This window comes from Flavobacterium sp. (assembly GCF_017744675.1).
Taxonomy (GTDB): domain Bacteria; phylum Bacteroidota; class Bacteroidia; order Flavobacteriales; family Flavobacteriaceae; genus Flavobacterium.
This window is the reverse complement of record NZ_JAGIAV010000002.1, coordinates 35211-51137: the sequence shown is the minus strand read 5'-3', so window position 1 is coordinate 51137 and position 15927 is coordinate 35211. Positions and strand designations below refer to the sequence as shown.

16 protein-coding genes are annotated in these 15927 nt (G+C 34.4%); 11 read left to right on the top strand and 5 right to left on the bottom strand.

Features of this window, described 5'->3' with window-relative positions:
- The first annotated feature begins 123 nt into the window (after positions 1-123).
- Positions 124-693: a Crp/Fnr family transcriptional regulator gene (locus tag J7574_RS05725; RefSeq protein ID WP_290965529.1), complete on the top strand. Its 570-nt coding sequence runs from the start codon at positions 124-126 to the stop codon at positions 691-693.
- 73 nt (positions 694-766) lie between these two features.
- Positions 767-1156, top strand: a complete 390-nt coding sequence (locus tag J7574_RS05720; protein WP_290965526.1) for a RidA family protein — start codon at positions 767-769, stop codon at positions 1154-1156.
- Positions 1157-1393: 237 nt separating this feature from the next.
- Here the strand turns inward: J7574_RS05720 and J7574_RS05715 are convergent, their stop codons facing one another.
- Complete coding sequence (locus J7574_RS05715) at positions 1394-2764, bottom strand: sensor histidine kinase KdpD (RefSeq protein ID WP_290965523.1); 1371 nt, start codon at positions 2762-2764, stop codon at positions 1394-1396.
- 314 nt (positions 2765-3078) lie between these two features.
- Between J7574_RS05715 and J7574_RS05710 the strand changes: the two genes are divergently transcribed.
- Positions 3079-4074 (top strand): alpha/beta fold hydrolase, encoded by a 996-nt coding sequence (locus J7574_RS05710; RefSeq protein WP_290965520.1) that lies wholly within the window; start codon positions 3079-3081, stop codon positions 4072-4074.
- Positions 4075-4262: 188 nt separating this feature from the next.
- On the opposite strand, the gene J7574_RS05705 is transcribed toward J7574_RS05710, so the two are convergent.
- Positions 4263-5033, bottom strand: a complete 771-nt coding sequence (locus J7574_RS05705) for a DUF2490 domain-containing protein (RefSeq protein WP_290965517.1) — start codon at positions 5031-5033, stop codon at positions 4263-4265.
- 257 nt (positions 5034-5290) lie between these two features.
- Here J7574_RS05705 and J7574_RS05700 point away from each other — a divergent pair, with 257 nt between their 5' ends.
- The 7 genes from J7574_RS05700 to J7574_RS05670 are packed head-to-tail and all read left to right on the top strand — an operon-like array spanning position 5291 to position 12008.
- Positions 5291-5908: a TetR/AcrR family transcriptional regulator gene (locus tag J7574_RS05700; RefSeq protein WP_290965514.1), complete on the top strand. Its 618-nt coding sequence runs from the start codon at positions 5291-5293 to the stop codon at positions 5906-5908.
- 23 nt (positions 5909-5931) lie between these two features.
- Complete coding sequence (locus tag J7574_RS05695) at positions 5932-7173, top strand: TolC family protein (protein WP_290965511.1); 1242 nt, start codon at positions 5932-5934, stop codon at positions 7171-7173.
- Between the two features lie 11 nt (positions 7174-7184).
- Complete coding sequence (locus tag J7574_RS05690) at positions 7185-8087, top strand: HlyD family efflux transporter periplasmic adaptor subunit (protein WP_290965508.1); 903 nt, start codon at positions 7185-7187, stop codon at positions 8085-8087.
- Positions 8088-8095: 8 nt separating this feature from the next.
- Positions 8096-9046, top strand: a complete 951-nt coding sequence (locus tag J7574_RS05685) for an ABC transporter ATP-binding protein (protein ID WP_290965507.1) — start codon at positions 8096-8098, stop codon at positions 9044-9046.
- The gene (locus J7574_RS05680) at positions 9036-9779 is read left to right on the top strand and encodes an ABC transporter ATP-binding protein (RefSeq protein WP_290965505.1); all 744 of its coding nucleotides are present in this window, start codon (positions 9036-9038) and stop codon (positions 9777-9779) included. Before J7574_RS05685 ends, J7574_RS05680 begins: the two co-directional genes overlap by 11 nt.
- Position 9780: 1 nt before the next feature.
- Complete coding sequence (locus J7574_RS05675; RefSeq protein ID WP_290967146.1) at positions 9781-10887, top strand: ABC transporter permease; 1107 nt, start codon at positions 9781-9783, stop codon at positions 10885-10887.
- Positions 10884-12008, top strand: a complete 1125-nt coding sequence (locus J7574_RS05670; protein WP_290965502.1) for an ABC transporter permease — start codon at positions 10884-10886, stop codon at positions 12006-12008. The genes J7574_RS05675 and J7574_RS05670 overlap by 4 nt, the downstream gene beginning before the upstream one ends.
- 59 nt (positions 12009-12067) lie before the next feature.
- Here the strand turns inward: J7574_RS05670 and J7574_RS05665 are convergent, their stop codons facing one another.
- Both J7574_RS05665 and J7574_RS05660 read right to left on the bottom strand, forming a co-directional pair.
- A complete protein-coding gene (locus J7574_RS05665) occupies positions 12068-12403 on the bottom strand; it encodes a hypothetical protein (RefSeq protein WP_290965500.1) in 336 nt (111 codons plus the stop codon).
- Between the two features lie 113 nt (positions 12404-12516).
- Positions 12517-13236 (bottom strand): DUF2071 domain-containing protein, encoded by a 720-nt coding sequence (locus J7574_RS05660; RefSeq protein WP_290965498.1) that lies wholly within the window; start codon positions 13234-13236, stop codon positions 12517-12519.
- A 151-nt stretch (positions 13237-13387) separates the two neighbouring features.
- Between J7574_RS05660 and J7574_RS05655 the strand changes: the two genes are divergently transcribed.
- Entirely contained in the window at positions 13388-13645 is a 258-nt protein-coding gene (locus tag J7574_RS05655) for a hypothetical protein (RefSeq protein WP_290965496.1), read from the top strand.
- 67 nt (positions 13646-13712) lie between these two features.
- Here the strand turns inward: J7574_RS05655 and J7574_RS05650 are convergent, their stop codons facing one another.
- Positions 13713-15893: a hypothetical protein gene (locus J7574_RS05650; protein WP_290965494.1), complete on the bottom strand. Its 2181-nt coding sequence runs from the start codon at positions 15891-15893 to the stop codon at positions 13713-13715.
- Positions 15894-15927: the final 34 nt, after the last annotated feature.

The window sequence follows — 15927 nt, the reverse complement described above, 5'->3', positions numbered from 1 at the left end:
GAAATTTTAAAAATCCAATATTTTAAAATCCAAATTCCAATTAAAAAAGGGATTTGGATTTTTTATTTGCATAGATTTTTCATTAGCCTAATTAATAATTAAATTTACTTTTAAAAGCATTTTATGAATAATCCTGAACAATTTTTAAGAGCCCATATTGATAAAATAGTCTCTTTAACAGATGAAGAAGCAGGATTTATTATTTCTCATTTTGACTTAAAATCGTTTCGTAAAGGTGAATTTATCATTGAAGAAGGAAATGAGGTAAATGAGGTTTACTTCGTGCTTTCCGGACTTGTTAAATTGGTTTATGAAGATCAGGATGCTAAAAAACACATTGTTTCCTTTGCAATGGAAGATTGGTGGGAAACAGATTTTCAAGCTTTTTACACGCAAAGTAAAGCACAGTTAACTTTAGAATGCATTGAAGATACTCTCCTTTATAGTCTTTCATTGGAAAACTTTGAAAAACTTTGTTCGGATTCGCGTAAAATGGAGCGTTTTTTTCTTCGAAAATCAATTGCTGGCCACATCGGATCTCAAACGCGAATTTTATCGTTTTTAACTTCCAATGCACGCGAAAGATATGAGCAGTTAATCCTTAAAAATTCATCTTTATTGCAGCGTGTTCCTAAAAGTTCTTTAGCTTCTTATTTGGGTGTTTCGCGAGAAACATTAAGCCGTCTTTTTTAAATAGTGATATTTATCACGCCTCTGAAATGAAGAGTCTGCCGATTTTTGCATCATAGAATTTTAATTAAAAAAGATGGAAAAACGAGAAATAAATCCGTGGAAATGGCAAGATGCTAGAAATTATGTTCAAGCAGTTGATGTTAGTAATGCAAAAGGAACCTTATATGTTTCAGGACAAACTGCTATTGATGAGAATGGTATTTCCAGTAACGCTGACATGCGAACTCAATTATTGAAAACATTAGAAAATCTGGAAAAAGTAATTCACGATGCCGATTATGAATTGAAGAATATAGTAAGACTAAATGTCTACACTACAGATTCGGTTTCGTTATTTGAGAATTTCGATGTTTTTCAAAACTGGATTCAAGAAAATGAGATTAAGCAAACCAGTACGGTTTTGGAGGTAAAAAGCCTTTTTGAAACTTTAAAAGTAGAGTTGGAGGCAACTGTAGTGAGGTAAAAAATTAAAATTTTTAAAATCCAAATTTCAATTAAAAAAGGGATTTGGATTTCTTTTATTTCAGATTTCAGACTTTAGATTTTAGATTGAAATTTGGATTTTTAATACTCAAGTTGGAATTTGGAATTTCAATATTGGAATTTAACCCAAAGTTTGGAATTTTACTAGTGTGGTTGATTCGTTCCTCGCAATGACATAAAATGAGAATTGGAATTTGGAATTTAAAATATTGGAATTTTAAAAATTTAAAATAGGAAGTGTAAACCTAAAAGTGCTTCCTTTTCCTTGCTCGCTTTCAACCCAAATTTCTCCTTGGTGAATGTTGACAAACTCTTTGCAAAGTAATAAACCGAGTCCGCTGCCGAGTTCGTTTTCTGTACCTTTTTGCAGCACCTTTCCGTTAATTTTAAATAGTTTTTCTTTGATGCTATCAGGAACACCAATTCCGTTATCTGTAATCGAGATTTCTGCTTTTTGGCTTGTCTTAATCAATTTAACTTTTATCTCGCCGTTTTTGTCTGTAAACTTAATGGCATTGCTGAGCAAATTTCGTAAGATAGTGCTAATCATGTTTTTATCTACTTCTGCTTCCACAAGATAAGCCGATTCAAAAGTGATGTTTATGTTTTTGTTTAAAGCGACATTTTTGCTCAGCTCGATGTTCTCCTCAATTAAAGCATTCAAAAGTATGTTCTTCGGATTAAATGCAATCATGCCGGTCTGTACGCGAGACCAATCCAACAAGTTTTCAAGCAGTTTATAAATGTTCTTATTCGAATCATGCAGCATTTCTGATATTTCCTTAATTTCCTCTCGGCTATATTGTTCTATATTGTCAAGTAAAATTTCAGAAAGAGAAACAGAAGAACCTAATGGTCCTCTCAAATCGTGAGAAATAATAGAAAAAAACTGGTTTTTATCGTTCAGCAGTTTTTTAATTTTATGATCCTGTTTTTCTTTTACCAAAAGCAAAAAGCCTACAATTCCAATTAAACTTAGCAGAAACAGACAAATGCTGTACAAGCTATCAAAAGTATCTTTAGAAATAATAAGATTTTGAGGATACAAATATCGGTGAACAGAACGTATTGCAATTAAAATTTCAAATCCCATATAACAGAGAACATAAAAAGTCTTGAAAAAGCTTTTTTCCTTTTCTGTAAAATAAGTAATCGTAGGGCACAGGTAAATGAAAAAAATGCCAACACCACCAATGATGACGCGAGTATTCATAGTGGCATCAAAAAGTGTCGAAACATTAAAAAGTAATATGGCCGCTATAGTAATGGCAATCTGAAACCGATAATATCTCTTTGCATGCGTTTTAATTAAAGATAGCATGGCGATCGTTTCAAAACAGCACGCGCCAAAAATCATAGAATTGGCAATGTTAATAGAAGCAAAATCAGGGATAATATTTCGCAAAAGCGCCAATATCCAAGCTAAAGTCAGTATCAGCTTGCCTAAACCATACCATTTTAAAGTTTTTCGGTTATCGCTAGTAGCATACGAAAAAGAAAAACTAAAAATAAGCACGCAGGTAAATAGATTGCCCCAAAAGTAAAGTAGAAATATAGTTTTTGGATCTACTGGTAAGAGTTCAAACATTAGAGGGATTTTGCTTTTTAGAAATCGATTTTACAAATATACAAATAAAGTAAACATTCAAGTCAGAGATGGCGGGACTGGAGTGATGTTCAGGCACATTTAACAATTTGTTTTCCTTCAAATGTATTCCAACATTAATCTGTTTTTTAAAATTAACTGCAGTTTATGTATAAATTAACCCGATATATTTTGAATACTTTTTTTTACACTGCAATTCTTTTTGAAATTATAAAAAAACAAAATAGAAAGAAAGAATTAAATTACATATTGAATGATTTCTTAGATTTGTAATAAGTACCATAAAATTTCTAGTTATGCCACTAATTGAACAATCAGAATATAATTCTCCTTCTATTATTCATCGTAACAGGCATATTTCGACCATTTACGCCGCTTTGATCAAGAAGTTTGAAGTGCCTAACTATACGAGAGAGAAGCAGGAATTAAACGACGGAGATTTTATCAATATCGATTATTTGATCAACGATCCTAAAAAAGCCGTTATTTTATGTCATGGTTTAGAAGGTGATTCTCGAAGAACTTACAATAACAGCTGTGCCGCGTATTTTCAGGAAAAAGGGTTTTCTGTTTTTGCCTGGAACAACCGCACTTGTGGCGGAGAGATGAATCGACTTCCAAGACTATACCATCATGGTGCAGTAGACGATCTGGACGAAGTGGTTCAGTTTGTTTTGAAAAAAGGATTTGAAGATATTTATCTGATCGGATATTCGATGGGAGGTGTTCAGCTATTGAATTATTTAGGTTGGACAAAAATTGACAAACGCATAAAAGCGGCCGTTTCTATTTCCGTTCCCACGCATATTGCAACTAGTGCAGAAGTACTTAAGCAAGGCTTTAATAGAGTTTATCTAAAGAATTTTACTATTGACATCAAGAAAAAACTGAAATACAAAGCGGCACAATTTCCAGATTTCATCAATCGGGACCAGATCGATAAAATTACTTCTTTTGATGAAGTCGATCAGTATTTTACCGCGCCTTTGCATGGTTTTGCAAGTAAAGACGATTATTACCATCGCGTTTCTCCAGAGTTTTCGCTTAAAGATATTACAACGCCAGTTTTAATTATAAATTCGCTCGACGATCCATTTTTGGGCGAAAGATGTTACCCAAGAACAATTGCCAAAGACAGCGCATTTGTTTATTTGGAAACTCCAAAATATGGCGGACATTGTGCTTTTCCGCTTCGTGATTCTATGTATTCTTATGCAGAAAAAAGAGCTTTTGAATTTTTCGAATCTTTTAAGGCTAACGATACTTTGAATATAGGAAAACTCGTTGGGTGAAATGGAATAACATTTAATTTAAACACATAGAAGCATAGATTTTATTGCTTCTGTTTAAGATTATAGAAAAAGCAAGCTTTAACACATAGTGCTAATGTGAAAATTCTAAGTGAAACACCTTTATTGAGCCCCTAAAAGCTATATTTCTATGTGTTAAAAATAATTTTACCCAACGGAAAAAGTATAATCTATTCGTCGCCAGAGTTTTCTATAGTTGGAATTGGCTCTTTTCTAATGCTGGTATTCAGATAAAAGAACAGTCGTATAGTATGATTCATATCATATTGATAGCCTGAATATTTCTGCTGAAACACATTCATATAACCAAAATCAAAACTCCATTTTGGATTGATTGCTTTTTTGATTCCGATAAAAAAACGGTTTTGATCTAAGGTATTGTAAACTACTTCTTCGCCAAATTGCAAAAGAATTTCGTCTGAAAGAACCATCTCTGGCCAAGATTTATTATCAGAAATAGGAAATGTGAAACTAATCAAATAACGAATTCTATTGGTAAAACGCCAATCTCCAGTGGGCTGGTCATTGGCCATTTTTTCCTGCCAGCGCTGTTCGTTTCGTAAACGTTGCAAAACACTCACTTTTCCAACTTTAGTGTTAAACTGTGCCTGTTGGTAGATTCTATTTTCATCTGAAAAATTGTGCCAGTCGGGATTTGTAGGCGCTAACCACATATGAGCATATCCTGCTGTTAAAGAAAGATTTGAATTGACAAAATAAGTAAAACCGCCTCTTAGAAAATAAAAACTAGGATCGGCTGCAAAATCATTTCGCCTAATGTGAAAATCGCCAATTACAGCCCATTTATCTGCAAATCGGGTTACCGTATTGATAGAAAGCCAGGTTTGAAGCTGCTGGTTAATTTCTTTTTTTTGGTCAGTTTGTCCCATTACCGCTAAAGGAATCAGGAAAAACAGGATTCCGATAAAATTGTTTTTCATATAAAACGATAGAAATTAGTTAAAGTAAATTTCTTTTAGAATCGAATAAAAGGCAATCATGTAAACAATTATCGAATAAAGATATTCTTTTTTGTGAGAATTTACGATATGATTTTAGAATTAATTTGTTTGTTGTCAGTGGCTTGTGCTTTTTTTTTAAGTTTAATCAAAATATTTAATCATTTGATTAAAAAAAATGTTTAACCTATTCTTAAATGAGTTATATTTGTAAGTAAATTATTAAAATAAAAATTCAAATGTCTGAAAGAAAAGATGCTACGACAGAAGAAAAAATTAAAACAGCGGCAAAAACTGTTTTTTATAAAAAGGGATTTAGCGCTACCAGAACAAGAGACATTGCCGAAGAAGCGGGTTTGAATCTTGCTTTGCTCAATTACTATTTTAGGAGTAAGGCTAAACTTTTTGAAATTATAATGGCAGAAACTTTATCAGGTTTTATAAGCAGTATGAAAATAATTTTGAATGATGAAAAGACTTCTCTCGAAGAAAAAGTAAAGATTATTGCCGAACGATACATTGATTTTATTAGTACGGAACCAGAAATTCCAACTTTTATTCTGACTGAAGTGCGAAATAATCCAGACGGACTTTTGAAAAAACTGCCCATTAAAGAAATTGTAAACGAGTCGGTTTTTATAAAACAATTCCAAGAAGCAGTTCAAAATAAAAAAATTACAGAACCTAATCCGTTGCATTTTATAATGAATCTTATGGGATTGGTTGTTTTTCCGTTTGTAGCAAAGCCTATTATTATGGGAAGTAAAAATTTAGAACCGACTCAGTTTTATGATTTGATGCAAGAACGCAAGAAAAAAATCCCAATTTGGATTGCAATGATGTTTGCTACTGTATAATACTAACTAGAGTTAATTTATTTATGATGAAGAAATTATACTTTAAATATATCGGAGTCTTATTCTTTTTGACGACACAAGCACAGACTTTGACGATTGATCAAAGTTATAATCTGGCTGTCGAAAATTATCCTTTAATTAAACAATATGAACTCATTGAAAAAAGTAAAGAATATACTTTGAGTAATGCCAATAAAGCCTATTTGCCTCAAATAAGCCTTACGGCTATAGAAGGATATATTTTTGGTGATTTTCCCACTATGGGAAGTTCAGGAAATGATAGCAAATTTAAATTTATTGGACTTGGTCAGGTCAATCAGACTATTTGGGATGGAGGAGCTACGAAAACCCAAAAGAAGATTATTGAAGCTTCTTCAAGTGCAGACAAAGCCTCAGTAGAAGTTTCGCTTTATGACCTGCGGTCAAGAGTAAATCAGCTTTATTTTGGCATACTACTTATCGACGAACAGCTTAAACAACTGGAAATACAAAATAAAATCCTTTCTAATAATATTGATAAGGTAAAAAAACTTCACGAAAATGGTTTGGCCTACAAAACAGATGTTGATGAAATGAAAGCCGAACAGCTCAATTTGAGCCGACAGAAAAAAGATTTTGAATATACTAAATCAGGTTATCAAACCATGCTCTCGTATTTGATAGGAAAAAATATCAGCCAAGAAAAACTAGAAAAACCTTTTAATTCTACAGCTATTGATACTGTGATTAAACGCCCAGAACAGCTGCTTTTTGCAAGTCAGCGAAATTTAATAAAGGCACAATCAGACATGCAGAAAGTAAGTCTTATGCCAAAAGTTGGATTATTGGGCGCAGGCGTGGTTTTGGCGCCCGGAATTAATTTGGGAACCAATAAAATTTCGACAGTTGGAGTTGCCGGACTAAGTGTGGGTTGGGATATAAAAGGGTTGTATAAAAATTCGAACGAAAAACAGCTGACACAGCAGGAATTGAAAAAAATAGAAGTTCAAGAAGAAACCTTTCTCTTTAATACCCGATTTCAAATGAATCAAAAAACAGCTGATATCGAAAGACGAAAAGCCATTTTGAAAGACGATGATGATATTGTAAAACTCCGTCAGACCATTCGAGAAGGCTATCAGCTAAAATACGACACTGGCGCAGGACCATTAATCGATTTGCTGAATTCGGTTGAAAAAGAAGGAAATGCACGTGCTGAAAAGGCTATGCACGAAATTCAATTGCTTATGTCAGAATACGAGTATCAAACAATCAAAGGAAATTAACTCTATATATTATGAAAAAGATAAAGCTTTTACATTTTCTTACTCCAATAATTTTTATGTTTTCGTGCCACAATAAAGAAAATGATTTTGATGCTTCTGGATCTTTTGAAGCGGTTGAAACCATTCTTTCAGCAGAAGCAAACGGTCAGATTTTACAACTGAATATCGAAGAAGGACAGCAATTGGAAGCTGGGCAAAAAGTGGGTTTTATAGACAGCACACAATTGGCCATTAGTAAAATGCAGTTGCGCCAGAATGAAAAAGCGATTTTGAGTGGCAAGCCTCAAATACAGATTCAGACGGAGAGTTTAAAAAGACAGCTTGACAATGCCATTTTAGATCGCAATCGAACTGAAAAATTGGTAAAAGGCGGAGTGGCTTCGCAAAAACAATTGGATGATGTAAATTCTAAAGTAGCGGCGTTGCAAGCTCAGATAACGGCACAAAAAAGTTCGTTGGAAACCACAACCGAAAACTTGACACAGCAAGGAAATACCGTTGGTGTTCAGTTAAAAGGAATTCAAGATCAATTGAGTAAAAGTGTGATTGTAAATCCGATAAAAGGAACGGTGCTGGCAAAATATGCAGAACAATATGAAATGGCCGTGATTGGAAAACCATTGTACAAAATTGCGAATCTCGAAACGTTAGATTTAAGAGCTTACATAACAGGAACACAATTACCGCAAATTAAAATTGGGCAACAGGTAAAAGTGCGTATTGATCAAGGCGAAAAGAAATACAAAGAGTATCAGGGAACTATTGGATGGATTTCGAACAAATCTGAATTTTCTCCAAAAACAATTCCGACCAAAGATGAAAGAGCCAATTTGGTTTATGGCATTAAAGTGCGAGTGAAAAACGACGGCTACTTGAAAATTGGCATGTACGGAGAAGTTCTTTGGTCCAAATAAAATATACTATGGCTTCGGTTATACTAGAAAATATTACTAAAAAGTATGGTGATTTTGTCGCTGTAGATGAGGTTTCTTTTGAAGTGCAGAAAGGAGAACTTTTTGGATTGATTGGTCCAGATGGCGCAGGAAAAACTTCAATTTTTAGAATCTTAACCACATTATTGCTGCCAGACGGTGGAAGCGCTTCTGTTGAAGGTCATGATGTGGTAAAAGGATTTCAAGATATTAGAAACAAAGTAGGGTATATGCCCGGAAAATTCTCTTTGTATCAGGATTTAACGATAAAAGAAAATCTCGAGTTCTTTGCGACGGTTTTTGGTACTACCATTGAGGAAAATTACGAATTGATAAAGGATATTTACGATCAGATAAAACCCTTTAACGATAGACGCGCTGGAAAACTTTCGGGCGGAATGAAACAAAAATTGGCTTTATGCTGTGCCTTAATCCATAAACCTGAAATTTTGTTTCTAGACGAACCCACAACAGGAGTCGACGTAGTTTCTCGAAGCGAATTTTGGGAAATGCTAGCAAAACTTAAAAAGCAGAACATTACAATAGTGGTTTCAACTCCGTACATGGATGAAGCAAAATTGTGCGATCGAATTGCACTTATCCAGAACGGAAAAATTATGACGGTTGATACGCCAGCGCAAATAATTAAGAGCTTTCCAAAACCGCTTTTTGCCGTAAAAGCAAACAATATTTATAAGCTTTTACAAAATCTTAGAACAGAAAAAGAAATTGAGAATTGCGATGCTTTTGGAGAGTTTCTTCATCTTACTTTAAAGTCAGAACAAGCAGATGTTGAAACGGTTAAAACAATCGCAGAAAAGTACCATCCTGAAAATTTGGAGGTAAAAAAAATAGAACCCACAATCGAAGACAGTTTTATTCGTCTGATGCGAGAACAAAATAATTCGACCGAAACAAAAGAAATGCTGAATGGAAAATAAAGCGATAATTTGTAAAGATTTAACCAAAGAGTTTGGCGATTTCAAAGCGGTTGATAAAATTAGTTTTGAGGTGAGCGAAGGGGAGATTTTTGGTTTTCTCGGTGCTAATGGAGCGGGAAAGACAACTGCAATGCGCATTCTCTGCGGACTTTCGTATCCGTCTTCTGGAGAAGCAAGTGTAGCAGGATTTGACGTTTATAGACAGCAGGAAAAAATCAAAAAGAATATTGGCTATATGAGTCAGAAGTTTTCTTTGTATGATAATCTGACTATTCTTGAAAATATTGAGTTTTTTGCTGGTGTTTATGGCGTTTCTCGGCCAGAAATTAAAGAAAGAAGCCATAATTTGATTACGGCTTTAGGGTTGGAAAAAGAAGCAAAAAAGCTAGTTGGCGGATTGCCTTTGGGATGGAAACAGAAATTGGCTTTTTCGGTTGCGGTATTTCATCGTCCGAAAATTGTTTTTCTCGATGAACCAACTGGCGGTGTAGACCCAATAACGCGAAGACAGTTTTGGGAAATGATTTACGAAGCCGCAGCCAACGGAATCACGGTATTTGTAACGACTCATTATATGGATGAAGCCGAATATTGCGATCGAATTAGCATTATGGTCGACGGACGCGTGGCGGCAATTGATTCTCCTTCGGCTTTAAAAAAGCGATTTAATGCCACTTCTATGGATGAGGTTTTTTATGAATTGGCACGAAATGCCCAAAGAACATCAGATTAGTATGAAAAGATTTTTGGCTTTTATTCGAAAAGAATTTTATCATGTTTTTAGAGATCAGAGAACACTTTTGATTCTCTTCGGACTTCCTGTGGTACAGATTGTTCTTTTTGGTTTTGCTTTGAGCAGCGAGGTCAAAAATATCGGAATAGCCATTCAGGACAATTCGCACGATATTCATACCGAGAAAATTATAAGAAAGATAGAATCAAGTTCTTATTTTCATGTCGAAAATCCGATTTTGAATTATAGCGATATTGAAAATAGATTTAAAGACGGAAGCATCAAATGCGCGGTTATTTTTCCGTCCAATTTTGGTTCAGATCTGCAGCGTCTTGGCGGGGCAAAAATTCAAGTCATTGCTGATGCATCCGATCCAAATACGGCAACTATTGTCACCAATTATTTAAATGCCATTATTAGAGATTGCCAGCAAGAATTAAATCCAACGGCAAGATTCAATTACCAAATTCTGCCAGAGCTAAGACAGCTTTATAACGAGCAGCAAAACGGTTCGCTTAATTTTATTCCGGGTGTAATTGCCTTAATTTTTATGATTGTGAGTACCGCTTTGACTTCGGTTTCGGTTGTGCGCGAAAAGGAGCTCGGAACTATGGAAATTCTGCTCGTTTCGCCTTTTAAACCCATAATGGTTTTGATCGCAAAAGCAATTCCGTATTTGGTGCTTTCGATCATCAATTTCGTTATCATTATTTTTCTTTCGGTTTATCTCTTAGATGTCGAGATTAAAGGAAGTTTTTTACTGCTTTTTGCCGAAAGCATTTTGTTTATCATTACCTGCCTTTCGCTTGGTTTACTGATTTCTAATGTAACAGATTCGCAACAAACGGCAATGCTGATATCTATGATGGGAATGATGTTGCCCACTTTAATTCTAACAGGATTTATGTTTCCGTTAGAAAATATGCCTTGGATTTTTCAAGCTATTTCTCATTTAATTCCGTCGCATTATTATTATATCATTGTAAAAGCGGTTATGCTTAAAGGTTTAGGTTTTTCCTATATCTGGAAAGAAACGCTTATACTTGTTGCAATGACGATTCTGCTGCTGACGATTTCTTTGAAAAAATTTAAAATTAGACTGTCATGAAAGTGCTTCGTTTTATATTGCAGAAAGAATTTCGCCAGATATTTCGAGACAAAACTATATTGGCTATGATGTTTTTTGTTCCGATCTTTCAGCTGATTATTTTGCCTTTAGCGGCTAATTTTGAAGTCAAAAGTGTCAATATTGTTTATGTCGACCACGACCACAGTTCGTATTCTCAAAAGTTAATTAATAAAATAGGTTCTTCGGGATATTTTCACGTTGTAGGTACTCCAGCTTCGTATTTGGAAGGTTTAAAATATATTGAAAAAGGAGATGCCGATTTAATCTTGGAAATTCCTTCTGGATTTGAGCGAAACTTGGTAAGAGAAGGAAGTCAGAAAGTCAATATAGCCGCAGATGCCATTAACGGGACAAAATCAAATATTGGAAATGCGTATTTAAATGTTGTGCTGGCCGATTTTAGCAATGATCTTGATATTCGGGTTAAATTACCGCAGCAATTAAGTGCAGTTTCGCCATCCATAATTACTTTGAACAGCACCAATTGGTACAATCCAAGAGCGGAATACAAATATTATATGGTTCCTGGTATTTTGGTTTTGCTCCTTACTTTGATCGGCGGATTTATTACGGCACTGAATATTGTAAAAGAAAAAGAAATAGGCACGATTGAACAGATTAATGTAACGCCAATTCAGAAATGGCAATTTATTTTAGGAAAACTAATTCCTTTTTGGATTGTTGGAATGACGGTATTTACAATCGGTCTTGTGGTAATGTATTTGATTTACGGTATATTTCCTCTTGGAAGCCTTTTGGTTTTATATCTCTTTGCAGGAGTTTATTTAACCGCATTATTAGGTTTAGGACTCCTGATTTCGACTTTTGCCGATACACAATTGCAAGCCATGTTTATTGCCTTTTTCTTTATGATGATTTTTATGCTCATGAGCGGCTTTTTTACCAGTACCGACAGTATGCCAAATTGGGCTAGAATGATTTCAGAATTTACTCCTGTAACGCATTTTATAAAAGTGGTTCGTCTGATAGTTTTAAAAGGAAGCGGTTTACAAGAAGTAGGAATCGAGCTTTTGTACTTATTTATTTTTGCTATTGTATTGAATGCGTTGGCGATTTATAATTATAAGAAAACGAGCTAACATATTTTAATAAGAAAAAACAAAACCCCTTTTAAGAGTTTCTCAAAAGGGGTTTTGTTTTATAAATTCCGATCTGGATCTGTCCCGGCTTCATCTTCCTCAAAATCTTCTTGGGTAAGTTCGTCATCGTCGGTGTTTTCCTCATCATTTTCCTCATCCTCAAACTCTTCGTCAAATTCGTCGCCTCCGGGAGCATTATCGTCTAGTTTTCGGTTGATTTGATCTTCGTCAAATTCGTTGCCGTAATCCGGTTCTGCATTTTCGCTTATAGAATGATCTGCTGGCGGCGCATCAATATCTATGTCATCATATTGATGTTCCTCTTCGTATCGGGTTTCGTCATCTTGAAAATACGGGTCTTCTGGACTGTAATTTTCTTTGTTGTCTAAATTCATAATGCTATTTTTTTAAAGTTGTTCGTAATAGTTATTTTGTAAAAATAGCGTTGTCAGATACTTGAAATTTATACTGAGAAGTCTTTACCATTATATAATTTTCAGTTTGGTTTTTATGAAACTTTAATTTTCCTCCATAATAGCACCTGTGTTTTTTCTGCGTAATGAATTTTATCGGGATAAGTGTTCATTATAAATTCTCCGGCCTCATACCAAATGTCTTGTATATTAATGTCTAAATCTAGAAGTTCCCATTCTTTGTGATGAATATCAAAACGGCAGATTTCACTGTTGCAAATTTCATATAGAGCATGTCTTTCGGTGAGCCACAAATCCAAATTGGATTTTTGGAAGGGAAATGTTTTCCCAATTTTAATATCCAGAAGATGATTTTGTTTGATATTCTGAGAAACAACGTGATTTCCTAAACGTTTAATTTCTGCCTTTTCGTAAGGAAGCCCGATAAATAGGCGAGAGAATAGCACTTCGATTAATTTATTAGTATCAATAGAAAACAAATAAATGCCTGGAATTCCGTTTTTAATAACATAAGTTCTGATGTTAATTTCTTCAAAATTAGAAATATAAGGCAAAGCGGGAAGATAATGTAATCTCATTTTTTTTATTTCAAAAGAAACTAGAGAAATCCACGCCATAGAAGAGTATGTATCTAATTGCAGCTCTTTTGGAATGTATTTTTCTAAGAAAGAAACAGGAATTTCCCAGTGAAAAAATACGGTATAATGCCACTCTTGATAATATTTCCAATTTCGCTCAGGCAAAGGATACTGTCTGTTTTCTGTAGAATTTAAAATGTGTTTTATTGAAGCCATCTGGATGATAATTAAGGTGATTGAGACTTGTGGTAATCATATAATAGTGAGAGGTTTATAGTGTAAGTAACTATCGGCTTTCTTTCTAAAATTTGCATTGAAACATGATCTAAGTGTTTCACAAACAAATTGTTAATTTAAATTGGTTATTATGAAAAATTTATTTTTAATTGGGTGTATGCTTTTGTGTTTCAATTTTGCATCAGCTCAGGATACGATTCCAGGAAAGAAAAAATCTTCTCCTAAAACGGATACCGTTCATCATAAAAAGGATAAACAATATCCTTCGACACGGAAGACTGATACCGTCAGCAGACAACGTACAGACAAAAAGAAAGGAACAACAAAGTCTACCACTAAGACTACAGCTCCATCTAGCAGAGATACCATTATGGGCACAAAACCATAAAATACAATATCTCTATTGGTACACAACAGGCTTGTTCTTAAGAATAGGCCTGTTTTGTTTTATTGTTTTACCAGCTTATTTTGATATTGCTTTCGCCAGCAATTTTATATTCCTGCATACCAGCATTATTGTTAATTGGTTTTAAAACGATGTTACTTTCAATAAGCTGTACCGGTTTTTTATTTTCATTAGAAATAATACATAAACGGCAATGCATTTCTTTATTTCCGTTTAGTTTTATAAAAATATTGTTTTCTCTTTTTGTAAAACTGGCAACAGGATAATCAATGAAAACTGTAAAAGCGTTGTCAATTTTGAGATATTGTCTTGGAGTTATGGCAAAAGCACCGCCCACGCCGTAAATTTCCTGACCTACTTGTCCGCTTTTTTCCCATCCTACATACAGATCTTCAAGAGGTGCGTATAGATTTGGCTGTATTTCTCCTGTTTTTACCTCTTCTGAAATCATTTCTTTAGGAAGGAAACTAGGATAGTAATACGGAATTCTGTTGATTGCATATTTGACAAACTCCGGAAGCAGAATTCGAAGCCCAGGCAAGATATCGACATCTTTGGACTGAATCATATATTCTGTTAATACTGTATAAACTTCCATTTCTTCGTATGCTGCTGTATATGGCGCATCATTTAGAGGAAAAATGGAAAAAAAGTTATTGTAGTTTTTTCCAAAACCATATTGACAATCCCAAAGCTGAACGTTTTTGAATAGTTCAGAAAGGCACATATAGCTTGTTTCTAAATAAATTTTCTTGTGGGTAATTTTATAAAGCGCTAGTAAAGCATTTGCTGAAAAGCCTGTATTATTGGCCTGATAAAAAATATCAAATCCGCATTGTGTGAGCTGTTTTGCGGCTTTTTCGGCTTCAATCAAAAAACGTTTTTCTTCTGTAAGATCATACATTAAAAGCATTAAGTGCGCATAAGCACCCGGAACATCTTTTTCGCCACCTTTGCCAGGTTCGGTTTCTGCCTTAATAATTTCAAAGGTTTCAATATTATAAAAAACAGGCCATTTATACTGAAACTGATGCGCCGCCTTTATTACAAAATCGATAGAATCTAAAACTAATTTTTCGGCATTTTTATCTCCAGAAATAGCAAGTCGTGCCAGATTAATTAATGGATGATGCAGATACCAAGAATCCATTGTGGTATCTTTTTTTTGTTCTTCAGATTGGTCTAGCTTGTCTTGCAATTCAGGTAGCCAGCGTGTAATGCTTTTTATTTTGGGATCATAAAAATTGGATAGGCCTGTTCTTAAATCTTCAGATAAACGATTCGTTTCAGAATTCCACCTTTCATATTCTTTAAGCGGAGCCAAAACGGCAAGCTGCACCATACTTTCTGCGGGTGTTTCATAATCGCATAAATAGGCATTAAGATATGGAATTCCGTTAGTTTGCGTCCAACAGCCTTTATTGTATTCGAGATCTGAGATTGTTTTCTGAGCAATTTCTAGCCAGTCGTGATATTCCGTTTCGGGACGCGGAATAAGTTTGTAAATTGTAGCAAGACTTTCTAAATAATCCATGCATAATTTGGAAGGATCATCTTTGGTATTATCACCCAATAAAACATAAGCATCAGAGATGATAAACGTTTTTCCTGCGGGTAATGGTTCTTCGATAGTGGTGGGAAGATGAAAACCAATTTCGGGCCAAGTGCCATTTACCGTATCGCTTGCAGAAGTTTTTGTAGCTTCGCAATAAGGAGATAATGCGGTAAGATTTTGAAAATAGAATAAAGTGTTTTTTTTAGGTTTTTTGATACTCGCAAATAATAATCCTGATCGCGTGCCAACTTGTGCAACATGAATTTTTCCCGATGTATTTTCAATTTTTCCATTTTGCGTTAATGGCAATATATCTTTAGGCCAAAACGGAATCATTATCGGAGAATTGGCCTTGAAACTAGTTTTATAATGCAATAAATGCGAATCTTTTTCAGGAAAATCAACAACTATTTCGTAACGGCCTAATTCTGTTTTTAGTTTTACGTTAATTTCTCTTTCGGATTCGGCAATGCTATTAATTTCGAAAAAACTATTTAAGGCATACGCAGCGCGAAAAGCAATTCTTTCTTTTTTTGTGCCAATGGCAACAATCCAAAAAGAATCTCTGCAGCTGTAAAGCTCAAATGTATAACCCGATTTTTTTACGGTGATTAAAGCTGTACTGCTGTCAATATCAGTTTGTGCGTTTATGGTCCAAGGTGAAATAGCATTCATATAGCATTTTTTTTAGTCTCAGTCTTAGTTTTTT